This is a genomic window from Vibrio sp. B1-2, assembly GCF_963888445.1.
GTDB classification, from domain to species: domain Bacteria; phylum Pseudomonadota; class Gammaproteobacteria; order Enterobacterales; family Vibrionaceae; genus Vibrio; species Vibrio anguillarum.
Genome location: NZ_CAWPJH010000008.1, coordinates 38,644 through 62,548, shown reverse-complemented (window position 1 = coordinate 62,548; position 23,905 = coordinate 38,644). Strand labels below are relative to the sequence as shown.

At 45.4% G+C, this 23,905-nt stretch carries 19 protein-coding genes and 1 riboswitch; of the genes, 9 read left to right on the top strand and 10 right to left on the bottom strand.

Going from position 1 to position 23,905, the window contains the following annotated elements:
* Positions 1-85: 85 nt before the first annotated feature.
* The 6 genes from AACQ75_RS04205 to AACQ75_RS04180 all read right to left on the bottom strand — a co-directional run bounded on the left by AACQ75_RS04205 (position 86) and on the right by AACQ75_RS04180 (position 9,697).
* Positions 86-1,639, bottom strand: a complete 1,554-nt coding sequence (locus AACQ75_RS04205; RefSeq protein WP_064624021.1) for a methyl-accepting chemotaxis protein — start codon at positions 1,637-1,639, stop codon at positions 86-88.
* A 338-nt stretch (positions 1,640-1,977) separates the two neighbouring features.
* Complete coding sequence (locus AACQ75_RS04200) at positions 1,978-3,345, bottom strand: site-specific integrase (protein WP_064624020.1); 1,368 nt, start codon at positions 3,343-3,345, stop codon at positions 1,978-1,980.
* Entirely contained in the window at positions 3,345-3,875 is a 531-nt protein-coding gene (locus tag AACQ75_RS04195; RefSeq protein WP_064624019.1) for a hypothetical protein, read from the bottom strand. The genes AACQ75_RS04200 and AACQ75_RS04195 overlap by 1 nt, the downstream gene beginning before the upstream one ends.
* A gap of 11 nt (positions 3,876-3,886) precedes the next feature.
* Positions 3,887-6,298 carry a hypothetical protein gene (locus tag AACQ75_RS04190; protein ID WP_064624018.1) on the bottom strand — a complete coding sequence of 804 codons (2,412 nt, stop codon included), beginning with the start codon at positions 6,296-6,298 and terminating at the stop codon, positions 3,887-3,889.
* Positions 6,292-8,634 carry a hypothetical protein gene (locus AACQ75_RS04185; RefSeq protein WP_064624016.1) on the bottom strand — a complete coding sequence of 781 codons (2,343 nt, stop codon included), beginning with the start codon at positions 8,632-8,634 and terminating at the stop codon, positions 6,292-6,294. The genes AACQ75_RS04190 and AACQ75_RS04185 overlap by 7 nt, the downstream gene beginning before the upstream one ends.
* Positions 8,635-8,722: 88 nt before the next feature.
* Positions 8,723-9,697, bottom strand: coding sequence for a YifB family Mg chelatase-like AAA ATPase (locus tag AACQ75_RS04180; RefSeq protein ID WP_170889562.1), 975 nt, complete (start codon positions 9,695-9,697; stop codon positions 8,723-8,725).
* Between the two features lie 477 nt (positions 9,698-10,174).
* Here AACQ75_RS04180 and ilvG point away from each other — a divergent pair, with 477 nt between their 5' ends.
* The 6 genes from ilvG to acuI all read left to right on the top strand — a co-directional run bounded on the left by ilvG (position 10,175) and on the right by acuI (position 17,584).
* A complete protein-coding gene (ilvG, locus tag AACQ75_RS04175) occupies positions 10,175-11,821 on the top strand; it encodes an acetolactate synthase 2 catalytic subunit (protein ID WP_010319929.1) in 1,647 nt (548 codons plus the stop codon).
* Complete coding sequence (ilvM, locus tag AACQ75_RS04170; protein WP_094163140.1) at positions 11,821-12,105, top strand: acetolactate synthase 2 small subunit; 285 nt, start codon at positions 11,821-11,823, stop codon at positions 12,103-12,105. The genes ilvG and ilvM overlap by 1 nt, the downstream gene beginning before the upstream one ends.
* A gap of 12 nt (positions 12,106-12,117) precedes the next feature.
* Positions 12,118-13,056, top strand: a complete 939-nt coding sequence (gene ilvE / locus AACQ75_RS04165) for a branched-chain-amino-acid transaminase (protein ID WP_170889560.1) — start codon at positions 12,118-12,120, stop codon at positions 13,054-13,056.
* Between the two features lie 16 nt (positions 13,057-13,072).
* Entirely contained in the window at positions 13,073-14,914 is a 1,842-nt protein-coding gene (gene ilvD, locus AACQ75_RS04160; RefSeq protein WP_017046358.1) for a dihydroxy-acid dehydratase, read from the top strand.
* Between the two features lie 3 nt (positions 14,915-14,917).
* Entirely contained in the window at positions 14,918-16,456 is a 1,539-nt protein-coding gene (gene ilvA / locus AACQ75_RS04155) for a threonine ammonia-lyase, biosynthetic (RefSeq protein WP_017047825.1), read from the top strand.
* A gap of 147 nt (positions 16,457-16,603) precedes the next feature.
* Positions 16,604-17,584: an acrylyl-CoA reductase (NADPH) gene (gene acuI, locus AACQ75_RS04150; protein WP_170889558.1), complete on the top strand. Its 981-nt coding sequence runs from the start codon at positions 16,604-16,606 to the stop codon at positions 17,582-17,584.
* Positions 17,585-17,630: 46 nt separating this feature from the next.
* Here the strand turns inward: acuI and AACQ75_RS04145 are convergent, their stop codons facing one another.
* Both AACQ75_RS04145 and AACQ75_RS04140 read right to left on the bottom strand, forming a co-directional pair.
* On the bottom strand, positions 17,631-18,575 hold the full coding sequence (locus AACQ75_RS04145) for a LysR family transcriptional regulator (protein ID WP_013855564.1): 945 nt from the start codon (positions 18,573-18,575) through the stop codon (positions 17,631-17,633).
* 156 nt (positions 18,576-18,731) lie between these two features.
* On the bottom strand, positions 18,732-18,917 hold the full coding sequence (locus AACQ75_RS04140; protein ID WP_010319936.1) for a hypothetical protein: 186 nt from the start codon (positions 18,915-18,917) through the stop codon (positions 18,732-18,734).
* Between the two features lie 133 nt (positions 18,918-19,050).
* On the opposite strand from AACQ75_RS04140, the gene tusA reads away from it, so the two are divergent.
* Positions 19,051-19,299, top strand: coding sequence for a sulfurtransferase TusA (tusA, locus tag AACQ75_RS04135; RefSeq protein WP_010319937.1), 249 nt, complete (start codon positions 19,051-19,053; stop codon positions 19,297-19,299).
* Between the two features lie 91 nt (positions 19,300-19,390).
* Here the strand turns inward: tusA and AACQ75_RS04130 are convergent, their stop codons facing one another.
* Together AACQ75_RS04130 and AACQ75_RS04125 are read right to left on the bottom strand one after the other, a co-directional pair.
* Positions 19,391-19,651 (bottom strand): hypothetical protein, encoded by a 261-nt coding sequence (locus AACQ75_RS04130; RefSeq protein WP_010319938.1) that lies wholly within the window; start codon positions 19,649-19,651, stop codon positions 19,391-19,393.
* Positions 19,652-19,806: 155 nt separating this feature from the next.
* Entirely contained in the window at positions 19,807-20,361 is a 555-nt protein-coding gene (locus AACQ75_RS04125) for a TMEM165/GDT1 family protein (RefSeq protein WP_017046363.1), read from the bottom strand.
* A gap of 89 nt (positions 20,362-20,450) precedes the next feature.
* Positions 20,451-20,564: riboswitch (yybP-ykoY riboswitch) on the bottom strand.
* A gap of 211 nt (positions 20,565-20,775) precedes the next feature.
* On the opposite strand from AACQ75_RS04125, the gene glyQ reads away from it, so the two are divergent.
* Positions 20,776-21,693, top strand: a complete 918-nt coding sequence (gene glyQ, locus AACQ75_RS04120; protein WP_013855568.1) for a glycine--tRNA ligase subunit alpha — start codon at positions 20,776-20,778, stop codon at positions 21,691-21,693.
* Between the two features lies 1 nt (position 21,694).
* On the top strand, positions 21,695-23,776 hold the full coding sequence (glyS, locus tag AACQ75_RS04115; protein WP_170889556.1) for a glycine--tRNA ligase subunit beta: 2,082 nt from the start codon (positions 21,695-21,697) through the stop codon (positions 23,774-23,776).
* Positions 23,777-23,905: the final 129 nt, after the last annotated feature.

Below are 23,905 nucleotides of genomic sequence, written 5' to 3'. Positions count from 1 at the left end.
TGACAGACTTAAGCCCGTCAAGGTTTGCTTCTGATGAATCGAGTAGAGTAAGGTTGATACTGGTTTATCTCGAGCTATCTAAACTCTAGGTTTTAAACATCCTAACCGCGGCTGTCAGATCATCCGCTTGATTCGCTACTACGGTTGTAGACTGGGTGTTTTCAGATACCGCTTGTACGTTGATTGAAGATAAATCTCTTATCACGTTGACGTTGCGAGCTATTTCATCCGATACGGTGCTTTGCTCTTCTACCGCCGCTGCAATTTGAGTACTGTTATCCAATACTAGTTGCATTTCCCTCATTATTGACTGAAGCCTTGAGTAAGCTTGGTCGGAAACTTCCGAACTACTTTGACCTTTACCGCTGCACTGCTGCATTACCTCGACCACAGTCTGAGTTTGCTCTTGAATGGCCAAAATAATATTGGAGATCTCTTTCGTTGAATTTTGTGTTTGGCCAGCGAGCGTTCTTACTTCGTCTGCGACGACTGCAAATCCGCGTCCTTGCTCACCTGCTCGAGCGGCTTCTATTGCAGCATTAAGTGCAAGCAAATTTGTTTGCTCAGCAATGCCTTTGATAACGTCCAGAACAGAGCTAATTTGTTCGGATAGCTCTGAGAGTCGGTTAACTTCATCGCTTGCCTCGCTCAAATCACTAGAAAGCTCTGCGATGGTATCTCTTGTTATCGCAATATCACTTAGCCCTTGATTTGCAAGGTTATAGCTTTTCTGTGTATTGGTTGATGCCTGCTCTGTGGTTGAGGCTATTTCTTTGATGGTTTCGCCCATTTCTGTAACTGCCGTTGCAACGCAGTCGGTTTCAAGTTGCTGCTGGTTTAGGGCCTTTTCTGTATCTAAACTACTTTGCTGAAGTTGGCTCGAAGCTGCGCCAAGCTCATTGACACTACCTTGTACTTGGCTGACCAACTGCTGAATACTAGACAATAAGGTATTAAATTGCATTGATATATCGGCAATTTCGTCGTTGCTCTCCACGTGAGCTCTGATAGTCAAATCATGCTTATCCGCTACCATAGTCATCACTTGGCTAAGCTGGGCTATGTTTCTTTGAATACTTCTGCTAATAATAAAGGAGAGCACGATAAATAAAGCCGCGACACTCGGAATGGAGAAAACAATAAATCCACGTATAGAGCTTTGAGCATGCTCTATTTCAACCTGTAGCACCTTTTCAACATGGTGGAGAATAGAGAAAATATCATTAAACAGAACCTTCATCTCATCCTTTAGCTCTTGGTCATGCTTAGTGTCTTTACCATAGCTACCAACCAGCTCAGTAAAATCTTTTTCATACAAAGAAATTTTTTTGCTAAGTTTAGTCAGCTCTGGAATGACTATTTCAAGTTCAGTCAGGTCGGTCGTCAGGGCAGCAGACTGTTGTTGGTAGTGGCGGTACACGGTGCCGAATTCGGTTCGTTTTGAAGGGGAGCTCTCATCTAGGAACTCTAATTTTATGCGATTTAGGTCAAGCAAAGAAATCTCTAAGGTCTTGACTTCAACAAAGGTTTTCTCGAGCTTAAGCAGCTTTAAATTGCTGACCTCTGTAATGGCGACAATGGCAACAAGAGCAAGAATAGAAAGTGATGTCAGGCCAAAGAGCTTGTGTTTTATCTTCATATAGCTTCTCCAATAATACAAGACTTGGTAAAAAGTCTTTGTTTACTTATAGTTATACTTATACATTTGTTACTTAACCATTCTAAATTATATGACCTAGGTATTATAGTCTAATTAATCATCAGCTAGTTGGTTGTTTCACAAAATGAAAAAGTTGCCTGATAGTATGGATTCTATCGATGCACATTATGTCTACTTCCTTTCACGTACGGCACCGTATCAATCGGTGTCACTCAATCTTTTGTAATATCAAAAGTTATCCGTGAACAGCTAATTTAGCAAAAGTGCTGACAAACTTCTGTCCAAAGACGTGTTACGCGACCGATTGGTGATGAGCCTTACTGTGACGAAGATACAATGCTTTTATCTATATCGGATTGGAAAGCTCCCAATAGTTCCTTTATCTCACACAACGCTGCGGTAGGCGTCAACTCCTTCCTTGCTATCTGTTCTTCTAACAACTCAATCTGACGTTTTGCTAAGTCAACACTCGACTTTAGAGATACTGCATTATAAACCTCTGTGTAGCCGTGAATATCTGCAAATGCGAGGTCAATATATACATCTAAAGAGCTAAGCCGTTTGTGACCTGTCCACTGTTGAAGCTGCATTTTAAATGTTTCGGTATGAAGTAAATATTTTCGAAAATCATCTTTATCATTCACTTCTTTAGTGGTCAGAATAAGTTCCTTAAGCTTATCCGTAACGTATGCGTGCCTCCACAGGTGCGGATGTAACTCACCCTCAATACCAAGCTCTTTTTTCCATGAGTTCATGTACGTTGTCCATGAATCGGCAGATAGGCGTAGACCTGTTTTTAAGCTGATAAACAGATAGTCATGTTGAACTTTTTTCTTCCTCATGAATTTCTTGCGAACTTTGATGTAATCCGAAATCACTGATAATAACAAATGTGGGACAGGTATCTTTCGAGTGGCGTTCTCGTCTTTGCGTTTTAAAGTGGTAAGAGTGAGCATACCTGTGCGTCTAGCTTCCTCGTAATCGGTCATTTTAATCAAATGAAGCTCCGTTACACGAGCGCCTAGTTGCTCCATTGCTGTGTATAACGCCATGTCCCTTCTACGCTTATCTTTGTTTTTCTGAGTCTTGATAAACTCCCACACACGTAAAGCATCATCAGAGGAAACAGGGTGACGTTTCTTGATCTCATCTTTTGTTGGTACAGCAGGGTGCGTAATTTTAGTGCCTTCAATGAACCCTTTGTAGCCTTCCTGTTTTCGTTTGTAATGCTTTTCAAGTATCTGAATTGAGTTGCCTTTATCCTTGCCAATAAAGTTACTTAAGTCGTGAAACTCTTGGACAAACTGCAAAAATTTAAGACAAGTATCAGCAATTTGAATAACAGAGTTATTGGTGCGTTTCAGCTCTCCAAGTGGTGCCCTCTCTGCTTGTAGTGATTGAATGAAAAGGGTGAATGTTGCGTCCGTAAGCTGGCTAAACCGGCTCAATAGTGGCTGTTTTTCAATAAAGTGCACTAAGTGAATAATATGGTATGCAAAACCTCGAATAGTGTCTCTTGATAGATTCCTTAGTATCAGAATATGGATGTAAGCATTGGCTTCATAGCAAGGCACATGATTACTGTAAGTAACAAAAGGGATGTCTAAAGGCTGACGAAAGATAAGCTTGCCATCAAACCCAAGGTGGCTCCATTGTTCAAAGCCTTTAAGCTTACGAACCGCCATCAAACCTCTCCATTCAATGTGTAATTCATCTGTGCTTCAATCTTCCGATTATGCTCTCGGTAAATCTCCTGCCGCTCTTCTACTTTGCCCTCATGCTGCGCTAGTTGCTTTAGCCTAGAACGCAACTCAGAGACCATAACGGTCAGTAAAGAATTGCTGCGCTGCGCTGCATCCAATTCCGACTCAAGCTCTGCGACTTTATGCTTTAAACCTACGACGGTTTGCTTGTTACCTTTAGTAGCTTTCTCATCGTGATGTGCAGCCTCTATCGCCAGTTTTGCATTAATACGAAGCTCATCTAAGGATAAAAAGCCTCTTTCCAGAAGTGCTTCTGAGATGTTTTTGACCGTGTTTAATGAACACGAAGTGATATTACGCTCTTGATTCTGATATTTAGCGATGCCAGATTGTGATTTGAGAGCCTTCACCAGCTCCACATCATCTTTAAACTCAGCGGGAGATGTGATTATTTCTCTCAACAAATTTTCTGTTTCAAGTACCTTGGTTTGGTTTTTCTCTAAAACTTTCATTAGCCTAATCCTTAATCAAGGTCTTTGATTTTTAAAATAAGATTAAAGGTTTGAGTGGCATTGCCATCACTATCATCTATGGTAAAAAACTCTGGCTCCAGTGTGATTCGACCCTCGTCCAGAAGGTGAATAACCTCTGTTTCAATGTCCTGCTCTTTTTGAATTTGGCTAATGTGCGGAATGGTTAGGTAAGACTCATCATCATAGTCTTCTGCAGCCTCGCTCACCGACTCTATAGTAATAGGTGTTGAGCAATCACCAGTCAGCCGCTCAGCAATCATTTTGCGAACCTCTTCTATCCCGTCTAGCATGGCAAGCTCTGAAGTGGAATCGACAACACCACGAACAATTACGCTGGCTTTTGCTCCATTAAGCACCGCCCCAGTCTCTGACTCAGAGATGTAATGGTATAGATGCTCCAAATCTGAGTGACCAAGCATCCAACGCAGGGCATCCATTCCATCAAACCCTTTAGACCAGAAGAATGCCATAGCAAAGAAACGTCTTAATTGGTGCTGACGAACATAATTGCGTCGGTATTCACCGTTGTCATACTGCACTAAGTCCGTTTCGACGTAATCACACAAAGCATCGAGGTGTGCGTTGTAGGTCGTGTGCACTACCTGACTTAACTGGCAATTTTTTGTGCTTAAATGGTTAAACAGAGACAACTTTCCTTTGGCTAAATTTAACTCATTAGCTTTAATGTTAAATTGCTCAAGTTGCCAAATGAACTTAGCAATAGAAAAGGGAATTGGTCTTTCTATTGTTGCGTTTACCCCTTTTGAACCAGTTTTTTTTACCTTAAATATCAGGTTGTACTCTGTTTTTGCACCTTCTTCTGAAAAGGGACTTACATTAGGTGATAAGTTGCCATGTGGCTTCAACGTGATTAATTCATCTTGTCTTCGAGCCATGATTGCCCCCACCAAGACCTGCATTGCACCTTGCAGTACAGAGAACAAATCAAACAAGCTCTCGTTGGATCGAATCCTTTCGTGTCGATTTTCAACGCTATCAGTAAAGCCTTGAGCCTGCTTTATCCCTTTTTTCAGGTATTCACTACTCAGGCAATTGATAGCCTCCGTTTGAAACCAGTAACCTCGCTCCGAACCAGGCATCTCTCGATGCAACTCTTCACTCCAAGCTAGAGCGCATTTTTTGGGGCGGAGTGTGTTGGACTTTCTTACAGCAGATTTGCTTCTTGCTGTAGACAGCAGCGTTAATGTTTCATCCAGTAAAGTAGTAGAGCCTTCCTCTGTAGGTAGGAGCTCTTTGGCAAACTCATAGCACTGACGAATTAAATTAAACACAAAGGTAGGCGGCAAGGTGCGGGTGCATCCTGCTTTTTTTAAGCTAACTAACTGGCTAATGTGACCTGCATTGACACGCTCGGACAAGATTGAAGGACTTGCAGCATCTTTACGCTCAAGGTTGGTATGAATCAATCGAATGGCTTCAATGCATGTCGAGATAGTCCGTTGATTCGTGCCTATTGAAGCGTCATTATTCTGAATCGCTTGATACTCTGAGTTTCGCCTTGGCGCTTTGAGATGAAGATCTGCGTAGTTGGGGAGACTAATGTCGTGATAAAGCATCTTACCTTTAAGCAGCAACTCACCCAGCACAGCACTGTTGCCATAGTATTTGATGGCTACTCCAGTGCTATAATAACCTTGTTCAAAGAGCCAAGCGCACGCCTTTTCTCTCTCTGCTAGACATAAGAAACTTTCATTTTGCGCAATGTCTTGTGTAACGTAGGAAAATTTCTCTTTAAATGTTTGTGCGTCTACATCAGAAACACTCTGAGAAGCGTTATCAAGTAATACCTGAGTGCGCTTATCAAACTCATACACACCTTGAAAATTTCCGTGCTCGGCGTACTTCGTCAAGACGCTCAACCAGAAGTCATCATTCACATTCAGAAGGTGATATTTTGCTAACTTCAATTCTTTCGAGTGCAGCAAGACCGCATTGATGAGAGCGATAACTTTGTTAACTTTATGATAAGCCGTTATTGGACTGATAACCTTCCCACCGTTTTCAAGTGGGTTGTCTGTTGCTGTAATCCAGTATTTAAAGCTATTTAACAGCTTTTGGTGTTTTTTATCCGTGAGTTTCTTACCATCATCTAAGCACACTGTATCCCAATGTATCGTTTTTGGTTTTTTGCCAAATGTTAGTACCCACTTGTTTTCAGGAAAGCTGGATTCTAACCATTCGGGCTGTCTGTCATCGTAACCGTAGATGCCAGTATGGATATTCGTGATTATATCTAATGCTCGATAGTCATCATTTGCTACTGAGAAATTGATGATATTTTCAAGAGTCTCGGCACTTAGGCCATTCAAAAGCGAATGGTCTTGCACAATGTTTTCAATGAGGTTAGCAATAGAGGAATTGTCGATAGCAACACTTAACATAACAGCGCCCCCTTAATCGAGTCGGTATCTAACTTGTTATTGTTTGCAATATCAAGCATTCCCATTAAATCATCATCCGCACTATGCTTGCCTGAACTCAGGGTATCTAAAACAAACACTGCTGATTGATACCAGTGAGCCACAATATCTAAAAAAGATTCCTCATCATCACTACTCTCAACAACAAGGCGTATCGCCATCAACAACTGCAAAAGAGATGTCGAGATAGTGTATATCAACTGGTCAAACCCTAATGATTCTGAAACTTCACTGTCAGTAGTCGTCTGCTGAGTAAAACCATGATCGAAATGCTCTGGAATGTTGCTTATTCCGTGATTATTCAAGAACTCTTCGATGCCTTGAGCACTCATATTCACAGCGTCAAGTCGATGCACTGAATCTTTCATTGCTTCAAGTAAAATAGCGTTCTGAAACTGACGTACCCAACGTGCATTAAAGAAGTCCATGAGTGGTTTAGGAAGGTAAGAGGTCAGTAGGTTTGCATCCTTCTTTTCATGACCAAGCGCCTCGGCAACGGCATCCATTGAACGTGTTTCCAAGTAAATTTGAAAGCCTCTGTTTCGTCTGATTGAACGTAATGAATGGATGTCAGAAATGGCTTGGGCATCTTTCAGGGTGATATCGCTGCTCTTATCAAAGAGCGATTTGTCTTGAACCCAATCATAAAAATCATTTGCCGAATGAAGAGTGACATTGAGGTCGCTTGGGCATAGCGCATTGGTAGTGGTTGCAGTCAAAATCATCTTTCGCCAATTCACATTCCCTTTTTGCTTCAGGTGTTCACGGCTCATGCGTGTATGCTGTATCAAGAACTCAACTATAGATTTAGAAAACTCATTGAGCACTACTTCTTGCTGCGCATTGGTCGCTCCTTTGCGTGATTTGTAACTGACCGCAATATGCTGATTACCAACCTGCTTGTAGCCCACCATATTGCCATTTACATCAAATAAGTCCCACTTTGCTAACCAAGAAGGTGTTATCAGAGGATGCTCCATCACAAGAAGCGTCAAAAGAACATTCAGTGTTGATTTGGTTGGTAAATTTAACTCTGTGCTGAGTTGGCCAGCATTACCGTAAAACCCCAAAAATGATAGATAGCCAATGCCTTTTGCAGCGATGCCGTGTTCATAAAAGGTTGCTACGGTATTGTCTAACTTATCTGCACCAACAAAGTTTTTATATTGAGGATTATGGCTATTACTGCTCAGTGGCTTGACGGAACCATTGCTCTGAAAAGCTTTATTTCTATCTTCTCGCGCCAAAAGTTCCTCAAGTTTCAAGAGACACACATGCCTGATATGCGCCATATCTCTATCTACACGTTGCTTAATAATTGAAACAACCTCTTCATCTTTAATTTTGAGTGGGATGTTAGCAAACCATCTAAGACTTTCTGGCTGCGTAGCATTGCCGCCAATTGAAAAGGTAGGCGCTGTATCTTTTGGGTCTTTCCAGGCTGGAACGATGAATGGCTTGTAAGGCTCAGCAAAAACACCCGTGTTGATAAAGCAATCGGTATAATAGTTAATGATATCTCGCCAACGAGCATGAAATATCTTTGGGCACCTCTGAGCAGCTTGAGAGCGCACAAATAACACTTTAAACACCTTGTTGAAGAATAGCTGCACATGATTACGACTTAAAAGGGCTTCTATTGTTACTCCGTCTCGGTCGTTATAAACAGTGGAGCAACCCGCAAAAAGTTGTTTAAAGCAATTTAATGCGCAAGCGAGAGATGATGATTTTTGGGTATAAGCATAGTTTTTTAGAGTAAGATGCACTTTGTTTGTAAACGCTTCGCCAAAATGCACATAAAGCGTATCAAGGTGAACCTCATGTTCTTTGCCTTCTTTTGATACCACCTGCCAACCACTAAGGTAGTCAGCTTTTGTTTTATCTATATTAAGCTTTCGGAACTGAGCTAGACAGTTCGAAACGTCATTTGTAACTTTGGCGCGAGAAAGCTTTACTTCATCAAGGGTTAAATGCTTATCTTGCGCAATGTAGCGGAAAAGGACTTTGAGTTGATTACCGAAGACATATCGGCGCTCGATAGTGATATCATCTCTGCTATATATAAAACCAACGAGCAATTGAAAATGTGTATTAAGCGAGGCTGAGTCATTCAGTATATCCAATGCACTGTAGTTACCTTGTCCAACCAAGTAGCAGTAACCTGCATAAATATTCAATACTAATTGTCCATTTCCTTGGGGGACTGAGGATTCAGCAGCAAGTGTTAGGTAGTTAGAGTATTCGACGGACAGTGCAGTTTTTAATAAAGAAAGCCCATTTAGTGTTTTTACATTCACAACCACATTCCATAGATTGACAACTCATAACTACATTAGTTGTCATAGTGACTACCGTCAATGAAAATTAAAGGTATGCATTAGAACTTTACTTATTAATATACATCAACTTATTTAGATTTTGATGGTTTTTAATTATTGGGATTACGGACATTTCATCAAGAAACAATAACCCATTGTGTGCCAAAGAAATTTCCCCCGGCCTCGGAATAGAACCGCCACCGACCAGTGCCGCCATTGAACTGGAATGGTGAGGCGAGCGAAATGGCCTTTGCTTCCAGTTGTGCTGGTTGATGTCTTGTGGAGTCAGAGAAGCAACCGAAGCAGTTTCCATCGCTTCATCTTCATTCATTTCTGGTAATAAATCACACAACCGAGAGGCAAGCATGGTTTTACCCGTTCCGGGTGGACCGAGAAAAAGCAGGTTATGGTTGCCCGCGGCTGCGATTTCTAACGCTCGCTTTCCTTGCTGTTGACCAATGATATCTTGCAGATCGCGAGTACTTTTCGCTTGGCACGGTTTAGGTTCGGTTTGAAAAAGAGAGAGGGTTTGCTGGCCACACAAATCAGCACACACCTCAAGCAGCGTTTGCGCCGATTTATGCTGATCCTTTGCCACTAACGCGGCTTGATCACCATTACCATGAGGCACCACCAAACAGCGCTTGGCTCGATTCGCAGCTAAAGCGGCGGGTAATACACCTTTAACAGGACGCAACTCACCAGATAAGGCTAATTCACCAATAAACTCATACCCATCTAACTTCGTTAGCGCTATCTGCTGTGAGGCCGCCAAAATACCCAACGCGATCGGTAAATCAAATCGACCACCCTCTTTGGGGAGATCCGCAGGGGCTAGATTGACCGTAATACGCTTGGCGGGAAACTCAAAGCGGGAATTAATGATAGCGCTGCGCACGCGATCACGAGACTCTTTTACCGTCGTTTCTGGCAAGCCGACCAACGTAAAACCGGGCATACCATTGCTAATATGTACTTCAACTGTCACTGTCGGTGCTTGCACGCCAACACTGGCTCGGCTGTGAATAATTGCGAGTCCCATTTCATTCCTTCGTGGTTGTTTAAAAAGTGTTCGTTCTGTTTCTGCGCTCTTATTTGCACACGAGAGATTGTTATATAGCTTGTTGTGATGCTGAAAGAATGTGAAAAAAGAATGAGTTTTTGCTTGTCATTTAACGGAATTGTGTGTTACCACTAGAGACGCGAACAATTTCGTAAGATATTACGCCAACTATTTTAAGAATTAAGTGATGAATTTGAACGCTCACATTAACCTACTGCTAAGCCTGATTATCGTGGTCATTATTGATTCCGCGCGGGGGCTAGTGGGCGCAAAATAACCACCAGATTCAAAAGACCCCCGCACTGAAAAGTCCGGGGGTTTTTTTACAACTATTAAACTAAAAAGTTCATACTGGTTGGTGATTATCCAACCCGATATGACAGGAAGAATGGGAGCGCACATGAAGTGCAAACACAACATGGTTTACTGTGCCATACACAGTTTGGGAGGGTTACGATGACAGGAGCACAACTGGTTGTAGCCGCATTAAAGCAGCAGGGAATCAAAACCGTTTTTGGTTATCCCGGCGGCGCTATCATGCCAATCTATGATGCATTATACGATGGCGGTGTAGAACACATTCTCTGTCGCCACGAACAAGGTGCAGCCATGGCGGCGATTGGCATGGCGCGCTCGACACAAGATGTCGCGGTGTGCATGGCCACCTCAGGACCTGGAGCGACCAATTTGGTCACCGGTCTTGCCGATGCATTTCTTGACTCAATCCCCCTCGTCGCCATCACCGGCCAAGTCGCAAGCTCACACATTGGTACCGATGCTTTTCAAGAGATGGACGTGATTGGTATGTCACTCTCTTGCACCAAACACAGCTACCTCGTTACCGATATCCACGATCTCGCACCCACCCTTGCCGAAGCCTTTGAGGTAGCGAAAGCGGGTCGTCCCGGCCCGGTGATTGTGGATATCGCTAAAGATGTACAACTGGCAAAAACCCCCGTGACTGAGCTACCTGCGTTCACTGCGCCAGCCATGCCAGTTGCCAGCCAAGAGCAGCTTCACGCAGCGCAACAACTGCTTTCACAAAGCTCTCGTCCTGTATTGTATGTTGGCGGTGGCGTTCAACTGGCCAAAGCGACCGATTCCGTACGCGAGTTTTTACGCCTCAATCCGATGCCATCAGTAAGCACCTTAAAAGGCTTGGGTACGATTGAGCGTAATGACCCGCACTATCTTGGCATGCTTGGTATGCACGGGACTAAGGCGGCAAACTTAGTCGTTCAAGAGTGTGATTTGCTGATTGTGGTTGGAGCGCGCTTTGATGACCGAGTAACGGGAAAGCTGGATACTTTTGCACCACACGCCAAAGTGATTCATATCGATATCGATGCGGCCGAGTTTAATAAACTCCGTATCGCCAATGCGTCACTACGTGGTGACATCAATCTCATTCTTCCACAACTGGAACTAACGCGTGATATCGCACCGTGGGTTCACCACAGTGAAAGTTTGCGCAGTGGCTTTAAGTGGCGCTATGACCACCCGGGCGATCTCATTTTTGCGCCATTGTTACTCAAACAACTGTCCGACATGATGCCCGATTCAGCCATCGTCTCAACCGACGTTGGCCAACATCAAATGTGGGCCGCGCAACACATTCAACCGCGTGCTCCACAGAACTTCATCACCTCAGCTGGCCTTGGCACTATGGGCTTTGGGTTGCCCGCCTCAATGGGCGCTGCCGTTGCTCGCCCAGATGATCAATCCATTCTCATTTCTGGGGATGGCTCGTTCATGATGAATGTTCAAGAACTTGGTACGCTCAAGCGCCGCCAAATCCCGGTCAAGATGGTACTACTGAACAACCACCGTTTAGGTATGGTGCGCCAATGGCAATCGCTGTTCTTTGATGGCCGCCATAGCGAAACAATTTTGGATGACAACCCAGATTTCGTGATGCTAGCTAAGGCGTTCGATATTCCTGGCAAAACCATCACCAAAAAAGAAGAAGTTGAACCAGCACTTAAAGAAATGCTGGCCAGCAAAACAGCTTATCTGCTTCACGTTTTGATTGATGAAGAAGAAAACGTATGGCCGCTTGTACCACCGGGCGCCTCAAATAGTGATATGTTGGAGAACACCTAATGGATAGATACCTATTAGACATCAAAGCCGATGATAAACCGGTGCTATTAGAGCGTGTTCTGCGCGTAATTCGCCATCGTGGATTTGTGATAAAACAAGTGGCCGCAACGCAAAACCACGCCAGCAAAGTCGCCAGTATTGAAATCATTGTTGATAGTGATCGCCCCATCAGCACACTGATCAATCAAATTGAAAAATTATGGGATATTCGCAGTGTCGATGTCACCCCAATAAAAAATAACGAACTACCGAATAACAATTTACAACAAAAGATTTGTGCATAAGGAAGGCAATAAATGGCAACAAAAACTGCAGATTACATTTGGTTCAACGGTAAAATGGTTCCGTGGGCAAATGCAAACGTTCATGTACTGACACACGCGATGCACTACGGCACTTCGGTGTTTGAAGGTGTGCGTTGTTATAACACTCCTAAAGGTCCAATCGTCTTCCGTCATAAAGAGCACGCTCAACGCCTAAAAGATTCAGCAAAAATTTACCGTTTCCCTATCCCCTATACGATAGAAGAGATCATGGAAGCGACACGTGAAACATTGCGCGTCAATAAACTGGATTCAGCCTACATTCGCCCACTTGGCTTTGTTGGCAACGTTGGCCTTGGCGTTTGCCCACCAGTGAATACTGAAATGGAGTTAATCATTGCCGCCTTCCCTTGGGGTGCTTACTTAGGTGATGAAGCGCTAGAAAATGGTGTGGATGCGATGGTTTCTAGCTGGCATCGCGCTGCGCCAAACACCATTCCAACCGCAGCCAAAGCGGGTGGTAACTATTTATCGTCTCTGCTTGTCGGTGGTGAAGCTCGTCGTCATGGCTATGCCGAAGGTATCGCCTTAAGCGTGGATGGTTATTTATCTGAAGGTGCAGGCGAAAACATTTTCGTCATCAAAAACGGTGTGCTGCTCACGCCACCAACCACCAGCTCCATCTTGCCGGGTATCACGCGTGATTCGATCATGACGCTGGCTAAAGAAATGGGTTACGAAGTGCGTGAAGTGAACATTGCGCGTGAAGCTCTCTATCTTGCTGACGAAATTTTTATGACTGGCACCGCCGCCGAAATCGTCCCTGTACGGAGCGTAGACCAAATTACGGTTGGAGAGGGTAAACGTGGGCCAATCACGAAAGTGATGCAAGAAGCTTACTTTGGCCTATTTAACGGCACCACTGAAGACAAGTGGGGCTGGTTGGATTACGTGTACCCACAACCGAAGTAATAGAGGACGATAGACAATGCCAAAGTATAGATCCGCAACGACGACACACGGACGTAATATGGCTGGAGCGCGCGCATTATGGCGCGCCACTGGCGTCAAAGATGAAGATTTCGGTAAGCCGATTATTGCGGTGGTTAACTCGTTCACTCAATTCGTACCGGGCCACGTGCACCTCAAAGATATGGGGCAATTGGTTGCGGGTGAAATCGAAAAAGCCGGCGGCATCGCCAAAGAATTTAATACCATCGCGGTAGATGATGGTATCGCCATGGGACATGGCGGCATGCTGTACTCACTGCCCTCACGCGAGTTGATCGCAGACTCTGTCGAGTACATGGTTAATGCGCACTGCGCTGATGCGATGGTCTGCATTTCCAACTGCGACAAAATCACCCCTGGGATGATGATGGCGGCACTGCGCATTAATATTCCCGTCATCTTTGTTTCTGGCGGGCCAATGGAAGCGGGTAAAACCAAGCTTTCTGATCAAATCATCAAACTCGATTTAGTCGATGCGATGATCCAAGGCGCGGACCCTAAAGTCTCCGACGCACAAAGTGAACAAATTGAACGCTCGGCCTGCCCAACCTGTGGTTCTTGTTCTGGCATGTTTACCGCCAACTCAATGAACTGTCTCACCGAAGCGTTGGGGCTTTCTCAACCAGGTAATGGTTCGATGTTGGCCACGCATGCCGATCGTGAAGCGCTCTTCATCAACGCAGGTAAACGCATTGTTGAATTAACCAAGCGTTACTACGAGCAAGATGATGCATCCGCCTTACCGCGTAATATTGCCAACAAAGCCGCGTTCGAAAATGCGATGGCACTCGATATTGCTATGGGGGGCTCAACCAACACGGTATTGCACCTATTAGCAGGCGCTCAAGAAGGTGAAATCGATTTTGACATGGGTGATATCGACCGCATGTCACGCCGCGTACCTCATCTGTGTAAAGTCGCGCCATCGACTCAAAAATATCACATGGAAGATGTACACCGCGCGGGTGGCGTGATGGCGATTCTTGGTGAATTGGATCGCGCCGGTCTCATCAACAATCAAACTCGCACCGTGTTGGGTTTATCGATGAAAGAGCAGCTGGCTCAATACGACATCATGCAAACGCAAGATGAAGACGTCTTAACCTTTTTCCGTGCCGGTCCTGCGGGTATTCGTACCACTAAAGCCTTCTCACAACAATGCCGATGGGATCGCCTCGATGACGATCGCAAAGAAGGCTGTATTCGTACCAAAGAGCATGCTTTTAGCCAAGATGGTGGCCTAGCCGTCCTATCAGGCAACATTGCCGTTGACGGCTGTATTGTCAAGACAGCAGGGGTTGATGAAGGTAGCCTGAAATTTGCAGGCCCAGCCGTGGTCTTTGAAAGCCAAGAAAGTGCCGTTGAAGGTATTTTAGGCGGTAAAGTGAAGGCTGGTGATGTTGTCGTCATCCGCTATGAAGGCCCGAAAGGCGGCCCGGGTATGCAAGAAATGCTTTACCCAACCACGTACCTCAAATCAATGGGGCTAGGCAAAGAGTGCGCGCTACTGACTGACGGTCGTTTCTCTGGGGGCACTTCCGGTTTATCAATTGGTCACGTTTCTCCAGAAGCTGCGAACGGCGGAACGATAGGTTTGGTGAATTCTGGGGATATTATCGCCATCGATATTCCAAACCGCTCCATTACGCTCAACGTTTCAGAAGCTGAACTGGCTGAGCGCCGCGTAAAACAAGACCAGCTCGGTTGGAAACCTGTCAATCGCCAGCGTGAAGTCTCTTTGGCATTGAAAGCCTACGCAAGTATGGCCACCAGCGCTGATAAAGGGGCTGTTCGAGACAAATCTAAGCTAGAGGGCTAGCGGATGAGCGACTCAGGTAACGCAACTCAAACTGGCGCAGATTATCTGCGCCAGATCCTGCGCGCCCCCGTGTATGACGTCGCAACGGTGACGCCACTGCAGGATATGCCTCGCTTATCGGCACGCATCAAAAATCGCGTTCAGCTCAAGCGTGAAGATCGCCAGCCTGTGCACTCTTTTAAATTACGCGGCGCTTATAATATGGTGTCGAGTTTATCTGAGGTGCAAAAACAAGCTGGGGTGATTGCCGCGTCAGCAGGCAACCACGCGCAGGGAATGGCTCTATCGGGAACAAAATTAGGCATTAAAACCACCATTGTGATGCCTAAAACTACCCCTGATATCAAAGTCGAAGCGGTGCGCGGTTTTGGCGGTTTGGTGATTTTGCATGGCAACAACTTTGATGAAGCCAAAGCCGAAGCGGAACGCTTGGCTCACGAGCAAGGTTATACGTTTGTCCCACCGTTCGATCACCCACTGGTCATTGCAGGGCAAGGCACGATTGGCATGGAAATGCTGCAACAAAATGGCCACCTTGATTACATTTTTGTACCCGTCGGCGGTGGCGGTTTAGCCGCAGGTGTGGCGGTACTCATCAAACAACTGATGCCCGAAATCAAAGTGATTGCCGTTGAACCTGAAGATTCTGCCTGTTTAAAAGCAGCACTCGAGGCAGGTAAACCCGTAGTGCTTGACCAAGTCAGCATGTTTGCCGACGGTGTCGCGGTAAAACGAATTGGTGATGAAACCTTCCGTTTGTGTCAGCAATACATTGATGGCCACATTACGGTATCAAGCGATGAAATCTGCTCGGCGGTTAAAGATATCTTCGAAGACACGCGTGCGATTGCCGAACCTTCTGGAGCGCTTGCTCTGGCTGGTCTGAAGAAATTCGCGGAAAAACATAAGCTGGTGGATAAACAGTTAGGCACCGTACTTTCAGGGGCTAACACCAATTTCCACGGCTTGCGTTACGTGTCGGAGCGATGTGAGCTAGGCGAAAAACGTGAAGGGCTTTTGGCGGTGACCATACCTGAACGCCAAGGCGCGTTTTTTGAGTTTTGTAATATCATTGGCGGTCGCGCGGTCACCGAGTTCAACTATCGCTATAACGATGACAAGCTGGCCAACATTTTCGTCGGTGTACGCCTGTTAAGTGGGCAAGAAGAGCTCGACAACATCATTCACGATTTACGCCATGGTGGCTACCCTGTGGTGGATCTATCGGATGATGAAATGGCCAAACTGCATGTCCGTTATATGATTGGAGGCAAACCCTCTAAGCCGCTAAAAGAGCGATTATATAGCTTCGAATTTCCGGAATATCCGGGCGCTCTGCTGAAATTTCTCAGCACGCTTGGCACACACTGGAACATTAGCTTGTTTAATTACCGCAATCATGGCGCCGATTATGGGCGCGTATTGTGTGGTTTTGAACTCGAAGAGAGCGATTTAAACCGCTTCTCCGCTCACCTTAGAGAATTGGGTTACCAATGCAAAGATGAGACAGACAATCCTTCATACCAGTTCTTCTTATCCTAAAGCTCAATGCCAGTCCCACGACTGGCATTTTTTATGAGTGATGCATAATACGCATAGAACCAATGCTAAAGTTTCATTTTAGTCATAGTTAATTCAGTACTACACTTAGCGACATCTTATGCTTGCTGTGCCAATCTGGAGATCCGAATGTTTAAAGCGTTAATCCTTAATCAACAAGAAAAAAACACAGTTGCCACCATTGAACAAATCGACGAATCACAATTACCGCAAGGTGAAGTTTTAGTCGCGGTCGATTACTCATCATTGAATTACAAAGATGGTTTAGCCATTACAGGTAAAGGCAAAATCATTCGCAATTTCCCTATGGTACCGGGCATTGATCTTGCGGGAACCGTACTTGAATCTCAAGATACTCGCTACCAAACCGGTGATAAAGTTGTACTAACCGGTTGGGGAGTAGGTGAAAACCATTGGGGTGGTATGGCGCAAAAAGCACGCTTGAAAGCCGATTGGTTAGTACCACTCGCGCACGGCCTTGATAGCAAAAAAGCGATGATGATTGGCACTGCTGGCTTTACTGCCATGCTTTGCGTGCAAGCCATTTTAGATGCGGGTATTCAACCGGAAAAGGGTGAAATATTGGTGACGGGTGCCAGTGGCGGCGTGGGTTCAGTTGCTGTAACACTATTAGCTAAGCTAGGTTATACAGTTGCTGCGGTAACGGGTCGTGTTGAACAAAATGGTCCACTGCTAGAAAAACTAGGAGCAAGCCGCATTATTGATCGCAGCGAATTTGAAGAACCAGCTCGTCCGCTGGAAAAACAGATTTGGACTGGCGCGGTCGATACAGTAGGCAGCAAAATGTTAGCCAAAGTGTTAGCCCAAATGGACTACAACAGCACGGTTGCCGCGTGTGGTTTAGCGGGTGGTTTTGATTTACCCACCACCGTCATGCCGTTCATTTTGCGCAATGTACGCCTGCAAGGTGTCGACTCCGTCTCTTGCCCGCTAGAAAAACGCATGGCAGCATGGGAAAGCTTAGCGAAACTGCTACCTGCAAGCTACTTTGAGCAAGCGTGTGAGGAAATCACCCTCGAACAAACAGCGCAGTACGCTGAAACGATCACCAATGGTCAAGTGACTGGTCGTGTGGTGATTAAGCTTTAAACCATTCATTCATCAAGCTTTGGTCTTACTCAAAGCTTGATGATTTTTACCCCTCTAACTGCATCTCTTCAATACGCTTAGCAATCAACCGACTGCACTCTTGTTTGACGATCTGCCTTAACCATTCTTGGGCAGGAGAATGCTCACATCGCGAGTGCCAAATCATAGAGTAGTCAAACGGCGTAAACTGAAACGGTAACGGCTTCACCACCAATGCGTAACGCTCTGCCACTAAATAGGCCAGATCCGCAGGCACCGTAATAATCAATGGCATGGTATCAACAATCGCTAGCGCGGCTTCTAAATGATAGGCTCTGAGCACCATTTTCCGTTTAGGCTGCCCACTTAATGCTTGTTCAATTAAGGCATTAACACCATCACTGATCGCAATCATCGCATGAGGGTATGTCAGGTAATCCGCTAAAGAGATCTGCCGATTCGCCAACGGATGGTGTTGGGAGAGCAAACAAAGCACACCGACTCGCCCAAGTACCTCACTCATCAATGGTGCTACTGGCGACGTTGGGCGACAAATCGCTAAATCAGCCCCTTCATAAGTCAGTTGATCGGCCAACCTATCATGCTGCAAAGGTAAAAACTCAAACGACACGTTTGGTGCCTCTTGATATATCCTTGGTAAAGCAAACGGTAAGATGGTCTGCATTGCGTAATCTGTCGTGGCAATGGTGAAGGTTTGTTCACATTGCTGGGGGTCAAATTCAACAGGTGAAAGGATTTGACGTAGAGACTCCAATGGCTCGCCTAAGGCACGATTAAGCTCCAGCGCTTTTTCAGTCGGAATGAGATGCTGACCTTGGCGCGTAAAAAGAGGATCATTGAGCAGATCACGTAACCGACCTAATACACGGCTCATGGCTGACTGGCTAAGATTTAAACGCTGGGCCGCTTTACTGACACTGCTCTCTTCTATCAACACTCTCAGTGCAATCAATAAATTCAGATCACGACGATAGATATCTTCCAACTCCATGCAATAACCCCACTTTTGTCATTGGTAAATAGGCTCAGTGTACGCGTTAGGCAAAAAAAATCCCGCCTTTCAGCGGGGAAGCCCAAGAAAATGGGGATAGTGTCGGAATGTGTTACGTGTCGTATTAGTGCAATGCGTTGATCAATATGTGATGGATTAGTGATTCTGCTCTTCTGAGATGCCTTTCCAAAGATGCATCTCAAGCCAGATCCCAACCAGTGACGCACTGACACCAAAAAGTGGCATCCACGACGTTTCTGCAGGCGTTCGCATCACTAAGGCACAAAATGAGATAAAGCAGAGAACCGAATAAATGGTTAACCTATCAAGCGCTGTTAACATAAGTGCCTCACTAAATTGTTATCAACTTGTTAAGTAAGTTAAAACAAAAAGATCACTTTGCCAAGTGGTTATTGAATATTTTTTCCTCGCCAGTATTATCTACGCCTTGCGATAACATCGATTAGGTTTGAATATGACATTTGATCCGGCACTTGCCACACAAACACTCGAAGCCGAAGGATTGCGCTGTCCCGAGCCTGTAATGATGGTCAGAAAAACCATTCGAACCATGCAAGATGGCGAAATTTTACTAGTGAAAGCCGATGACCCGTCAACAACTCGAGACATTCCCAGTTTTTGCCGCTTTATGGATCATCAGTTAATTGCGGAGAAAGTGGACACATTGCCCTATCTCTATTTGATTAAGAAAGGATTGAGTTAAGCCTCGATCTAAGTGATGCGTACGCAAAAGAAAAGGCGACCTCAAAAAGGCCGCCTTTTGCTATTAATTCATTGATTCATTGCGCTGCACACTACTCATTAAACTCGATGGTGCGGATCTCTGATTGTAGTTTTGTGATCTGCTTTTGCAGGGTTCGAATTTCATCGTGCATCGGGATAATGTGCGCGACTCGGATCCAAGATTCCACCATTAAGCCACACAATATGATTGCGCCGGCCACCATGGGTAGCCACATTTCCGTCAACGCCATACCCAACAACGTCAGCACAAAACCGAACGTAAACAAGTAACTTTGGCTCTTGGCGGTCATTCCCATATAACGTGTCAGCATATGCATTCCCTCTTAGACTTGCATCATCTAGCACTACAGTAACATGACCAGTATGGCATAAATTTGTCACTCATCACGCAACCGTAGACGTTGGGCGACAAGTTGAGTAATAAATTGTGTCACGCTCACTCGCCCAATCATCTAATCGATTGGAATTACCAAATCGCCGCGCCGATCGCTAATATCAAAAAGAGTACCGCCGTGATTTTACGAATAAGTCCTAGCGGCATTTTATCGGCGGATAATTTACCAATCAGCACCACAGGTACGTTAGCCAGCAACATACCAATTGTCGTTCCGAGCACCACCCACAGTAGAGCATCCGCATATTGCGCACCAAGAATAGACGTTGCTATTTGGGTTTTATCACCAATTTCAGCGACAAAAAAAGCAATAAAACTGGCGACAAAAGGGCCTCGATTGGTAATTTTTTCATCACCGTCGAGTTTGTCTGGAATTAACACCCAACCCGCCATGGCAAGGAAGCTAGCGACCAACACCCATTTAAGGATTTCTGGTGACAGGTAGTCGGCAACGACCACGCCCAGCCAAGCAGCGAGTGCATGGTTAACCATCGTTGCGACAAAAATGGCGGCAATAATAGGCAAAGGTTTACGATAACGACTGGCTAGCAGCAGAGAAAGCAGTTGGGTTTTATCGCCAATTTCAGCTAAGGCGACGGTAGTAATTGAAATAGCTAATACGCTCACGACAGGCTCAATGGGGCGGGATAATTATAATAACCATAGACAAACGCCACTCCCCGCCCCGGTTTGTGATGTTTGTCTAAGGTCTTGCTAAGCTAAAATGACTTTAGCCTCGAACGCCACGGTGATTTGGCACCAATTATGTTGACGAACGAACCATTAAGATAAGAAATCTCACTGGTAAGCTACTCCCCAAAGACGGCGCAATTCTAATCAGGCCGAGTGAAAATCTCAAGTTAGAAATAAGTCAAAATCGTTCATGTGCAGGAATTTGGCACAATCGATGCGATAAATTCGACCAAAACGGATTTTCGACCATTAATTAAGCAAGATTACCCCTACTCGCTGAGCGAATATCTGGGTATACTTGTTCGTTATTTTCATCCATTCAGACAGAAGAATCGCGCGAACCTGACTATGCAAAAATACGATATCAAAACCTTTCAGGGTATGATCCTCGCGCTGCAGGATTATTGGGCCCAACAAGGCTGTACCATTGTTCAACCATTAGACATGGAAGTTGGTGCAGGAACCTCTCACCCAATGACATGCCTGCGAGCTTTAGGCCCAGAGCCCATTGCAACGGCGTATGTTCAACCCTCTCGTCGTCCAACGGACGGTCGTTATGGTGAAAACCCAAACCGCCTGCAACACTATTACCAATTCCAAGTCATCATCAAACCTTCACCAGACAACATTCAAGAGTTGTATCTGGGGTCTTTAGAGGTGCTCGGTGTTGACCCACTAGTACACGATATTCGTTTCGTGGAAGATAACTGGGAAAACCCAACCTTAGGTGCTTGGGGTCTTGGCTGGGAAGTGTGGCTAAACGGCATGGAAGTAACTCAATTTACTTACTTCCAACAAGTCGGTGGCCTTGAGTGCAAGCCTGTCACCGGCGAAATCACTTACGGTATTGAACGTCTCGCCATGTATATTCAAGGCGTGGATTCAGTGTATGACTTAGTCTGGACAGATGGCCCATTAGGTAAAGTCACCTATGGTGACATTTACCATCAAAATGAAGTCGAACAATCCACTTACAACTTCGAACACGCGGATGTCGATTTTCTTTTCACTTTCTTCGACCAGTGCGAAAAAGAGTGTAAGCATCTACTTGAGCTAGAAAAACCGCTGCCACTTCCTGCCTATGAGCGTATTTTGAAAGCGGGCCATGCCTTTAACCTATTGGACGCGCGTAAAGCGATTTCGGTGACAGAACGTCAACGTTACATCTTACGCATCCGTAACCTGACCAAAGCGGTTGCAGAAGCGTACTACGCATCTCGTGAAGCACTTGGCTTCCCTATGTGTAAAAAGGGTGAGGACAAATAAGATGGCAAAAGAATTTCTAATTGAATTAGGCACAGAAGAGCTACCACCAAAACAACTTCGCACTTTGGCTGAAGCGTTTGCGGCTAACTTTGCCGCAGAATTGAAAACCGCTGAACTGGCACACGAAGGCATCAAATGGTTTGCAACCCCTCGCCGTTTAGCACTGAAAGTGACCAACTTGGCCCAAGGTCAAGCAGATAAAGTGGTCGAAAAACGTGGCCCCGCTATTTCTGTTGCTTTTGATGCCGATGGCAATCCAACCAAAGCAGCACAAGGCTGGGCGCGTGGTAACGGCATTACTGTTGAGCAAGCGGATCGCCTAACAACAGAACAAGGTGAATGGCTACTGTTCAAACAGGAAGTCAAAGGCCAAGATGCCAAAGCCATTGTGGTTGAACTTGCCGCCAAAGCGTTAGCAAACTTGCCTATCGCCAAACCCATGCGCTGGGGTGATAAAGAAACACAATTTATCCGCCCAGTAAAAACTCTGACTATTTTGATGGGTGATGAACTGATCGAAGGTGAGATCTTAGGCGTAGCTTCTGCGCGCACCATTCGTGGTCACCGCTTTATGGGCGAAAAAGAGTTCACCATCGATTCAGCAGAACAATACCCAGCGATTTTAGAACAGCGCGGTAAAGTGATCGCCGATTACGATGCGCGTAAAGCGATAATTATTGCGGATGCACAAAAAGCAGCGCTACAGGTTGGCGGTGTTGCCGATCTTGACGATGACTTGGTTGAAGAAGTGACCTCACTGGTTGAATGGCCAGTAGTGCTTACGGCGAAATTTGAAGAAAAATTCCTTAAAGTACCGTCAGAAGCTTTGGTTTACACCATGAAAGGTGACCAAAAATACTTCCCGGTTTATTCTCATCAGATGAGCGATGCGAATAAGCAATTGCTGCCTAACTTTATTTTCGTCTCTAACATCGAGTCGAAAGAGCCTCGCCATGTTATCGAAGGCAACGAGAAAGTCGTTCGTCCACGCTTAGCGGACGCGGAATTCTTCTTTAATACCGATCTCAAAAGCAAATTAGTCGATCGTCTACCACGACTAGAAACCGCGATTTTCCAGCAGCAGTTAGGTACGATTAAAGATAAAACTGACCGTATTACTGAACTGGCTGGTTACATTGCAGAACAGATTGGCGCGGATGTAGAAAAATCAAAACGTGCGGGCTTACTGGCTAAATGCGATTTGATGACCTCAATGGTGTTTGAATTTACCGACACGCAAGGCGTGATGGGTATGCATTATGCTCGCCATGACGGAGAAGCAGAAGAAGTCGCCGTTGCACTAAACGAACAGTACATGCCACGCTTTGCTGGCGATGCTCTGCCAACCAATGGCGTTTCCGCCGCTGTGGCAATCGCAGACAAGCTAGACACCATAGTCGGCATCTTCGGTATTGGCCAAGCACCAAAAGGCTCGGATCCCTTTGCTCTGCGTCGCGCATCACTGGGTGTACTGCGCATCATCGTTGAATACGGCTATAACTTGGACTTAGTTGACCTCGTAGCAAAAGCGAAATCGCTGTTTGGTGATCACCTTACCAACGACAACGTTGAGCACGATGTAATTGAGTTTATGCTTGGCCGTTTCCGTGCTTGGTATCAAGATGAAGGTTTTAGCGTCGACATCATCCAAGCGGTACTTGCTCGTCGTCCAACCAAACCCGCTGATTTTGACAAACGTGTTAAAGCGGTTTCCCACTTCCGTGAACTGGAAGCGGCTGAAGCCCTAGCGGCGGCAAACAAGCGTGTCGGTAACATTTTAGCGAAATTTGACGGTGAACTGGCTGCAGAAATCAACCTAACACTTCTTCAAGAAGCGGCCGAAAAAGCCTTAGCGGAAGAAGTGGAAGTGATGACCGAAGCACTAGAACCTGCTTTCGCTACCGGTGATTACCAACAAGCACTGAGCAAGCTGGCAGCACTACGTGAACCTGTTGATGCTTTCTTTGATAATGTCATGGTGATGGCAGACGATGAAGCATTAAAACAAAACCGTTTAACGCTGCTCAACAACTTGCGTAATCTGTTCCTACAAATTGCTGATATTTCACTGCTGCAAAAGTAGTCGCTGATATTTCGGCACACAAATTAATCTATCAAAGCCCAGCGGCCATCCGCTGGGCTTTTTGTTTTATCTGACCGTAGTGTGTTATTTGGCGAAAAATAGTGCTTTGACTCGCAAAAACATTGGGGT

What these genes read in the sequence shown, in the direction of transcription:
- AACQ75_RS04205 (WP_064624021.1), bottom strand. Translation starts at nt 1,639, where the DNA reads ATGAAGATAAAACACAAGCTCTTTGGCCTGACATCACTTTCTATTCTT.
- AACQ75_RS04200 (WP_064624020.1), bottom strand. Translation starts at nt 3,345, where the DNA reads ATGGCGGTTCGTAAGCTTAAAGGCTTTGAACAATGGAGCCACCTTGGG.
- ilvD (WP_017046358.1), top strand. Translation starts at nt 13,073, where the DNA reads ATGCCAAAGTATAGATCCGCAACGACGACACACGGACGTAATATGGCT.
- ilvM (WP_094163140.1), top strand. Translation starts at nt 11,821, where the DNA reads ATGGATAGATACCTATTAGACATCAAAGCCGATGATAAACCGGTGCTA.
- acuI (WP_170889558.1), top strand. Translation starts at nt 16,604, where the DNA reads ATGTTTAAAGCGTTAATCCTTAATCAACAAGAAAAAAACACAGTTGCC.
- ilvE (WP_170889560.1), top strand. Translation starts at nt 12,118, where the DNA reads ATGGCAACAAAAACTGCAGATTACATTTGGTTCAACGGTAAAATGGTT.
- tusA (WP_010319937.1), top strand. Translation starts at nt 19,051, where the DNA reads ATGACATTTGATCCGGCACTTGCCACACAAACACTCGAAGCCGAAGGA.
- glyS (WP_170889556.1), top strand. Translation starts at nt 21,695, where the DNA reads ATGGCAAAAGAATTTCTAATTGAATTAGGCACAGAAGAGCTACCACCA.
- AACQ75_RS04145 (WP_013855564.1), bottom strand. Translation starts at nt 18,575, where the DNA reads ATGGAGTTGGAAGATATCTATCGTCGTGATCTGAATTTATTGATTGCA.
- ilvG (WP_010319929.1), top strand. Translation starts at nt 10,175, where the DNA reads ATGACAGGAGCACAACTGGTTGTAGCCGCATTAAAGCAGCAGGGAATC.
- AACQ75_RS04190 (WP_064624018.1), bottom strand. Translation starts at nt 6,298, where the DNA reads ATGTTAAGTGTTGCTATCGACAATTCCTCTATTGCTAACCTCATTGAA.
- ilvA (WP_017047825.1), top strand. Translation starts at nt 14,918, where the DNA reads ATGAGCGACTCAGGTAACGCAACTCAAACTGGCGCAGATTATCTGCGC.
- AACQ75_RS04180 (WP_170889562.1), bottom strand. Translation starts at nt 9,697, where the DNA reads ATGGGACTCGCAATTATTCACAGCCGAGCCAGTGTTGGCGTGCAAGCA.
- AACQ75_RS04130 (WP_010319938.1), bottom strand. Translation starts at nt 19,651, where the DNA reads ATGCTGACACGTTATATGGGAATGACCGCCAAGAGCCAAAGTTACTTG.
- AACQ75_RS04195 (WP_064624019.1), bottom strand. Translation starts at nt 3,875, where the DNA reads ATGAAAGTTTTAGAGAAAAACCAAACCAAGGTACTTGAAACAGAAAAT.
- AACQ75_RS04140 (WP_010319936.1), bottom strand. Translation starts at nt 18,917, where the DNA reads ATGTTAACAGCGCTTGATAGGTTAACCATTTATTCGGTTCTCTGCTTT.
- glyQ (WP_013855568.1), top strand. Translation starts at nt 20,776, where the DNA reads ATGCAAAAATACGATATCAAAACCTTTCAGGGTATGATCCTCGCGCTG.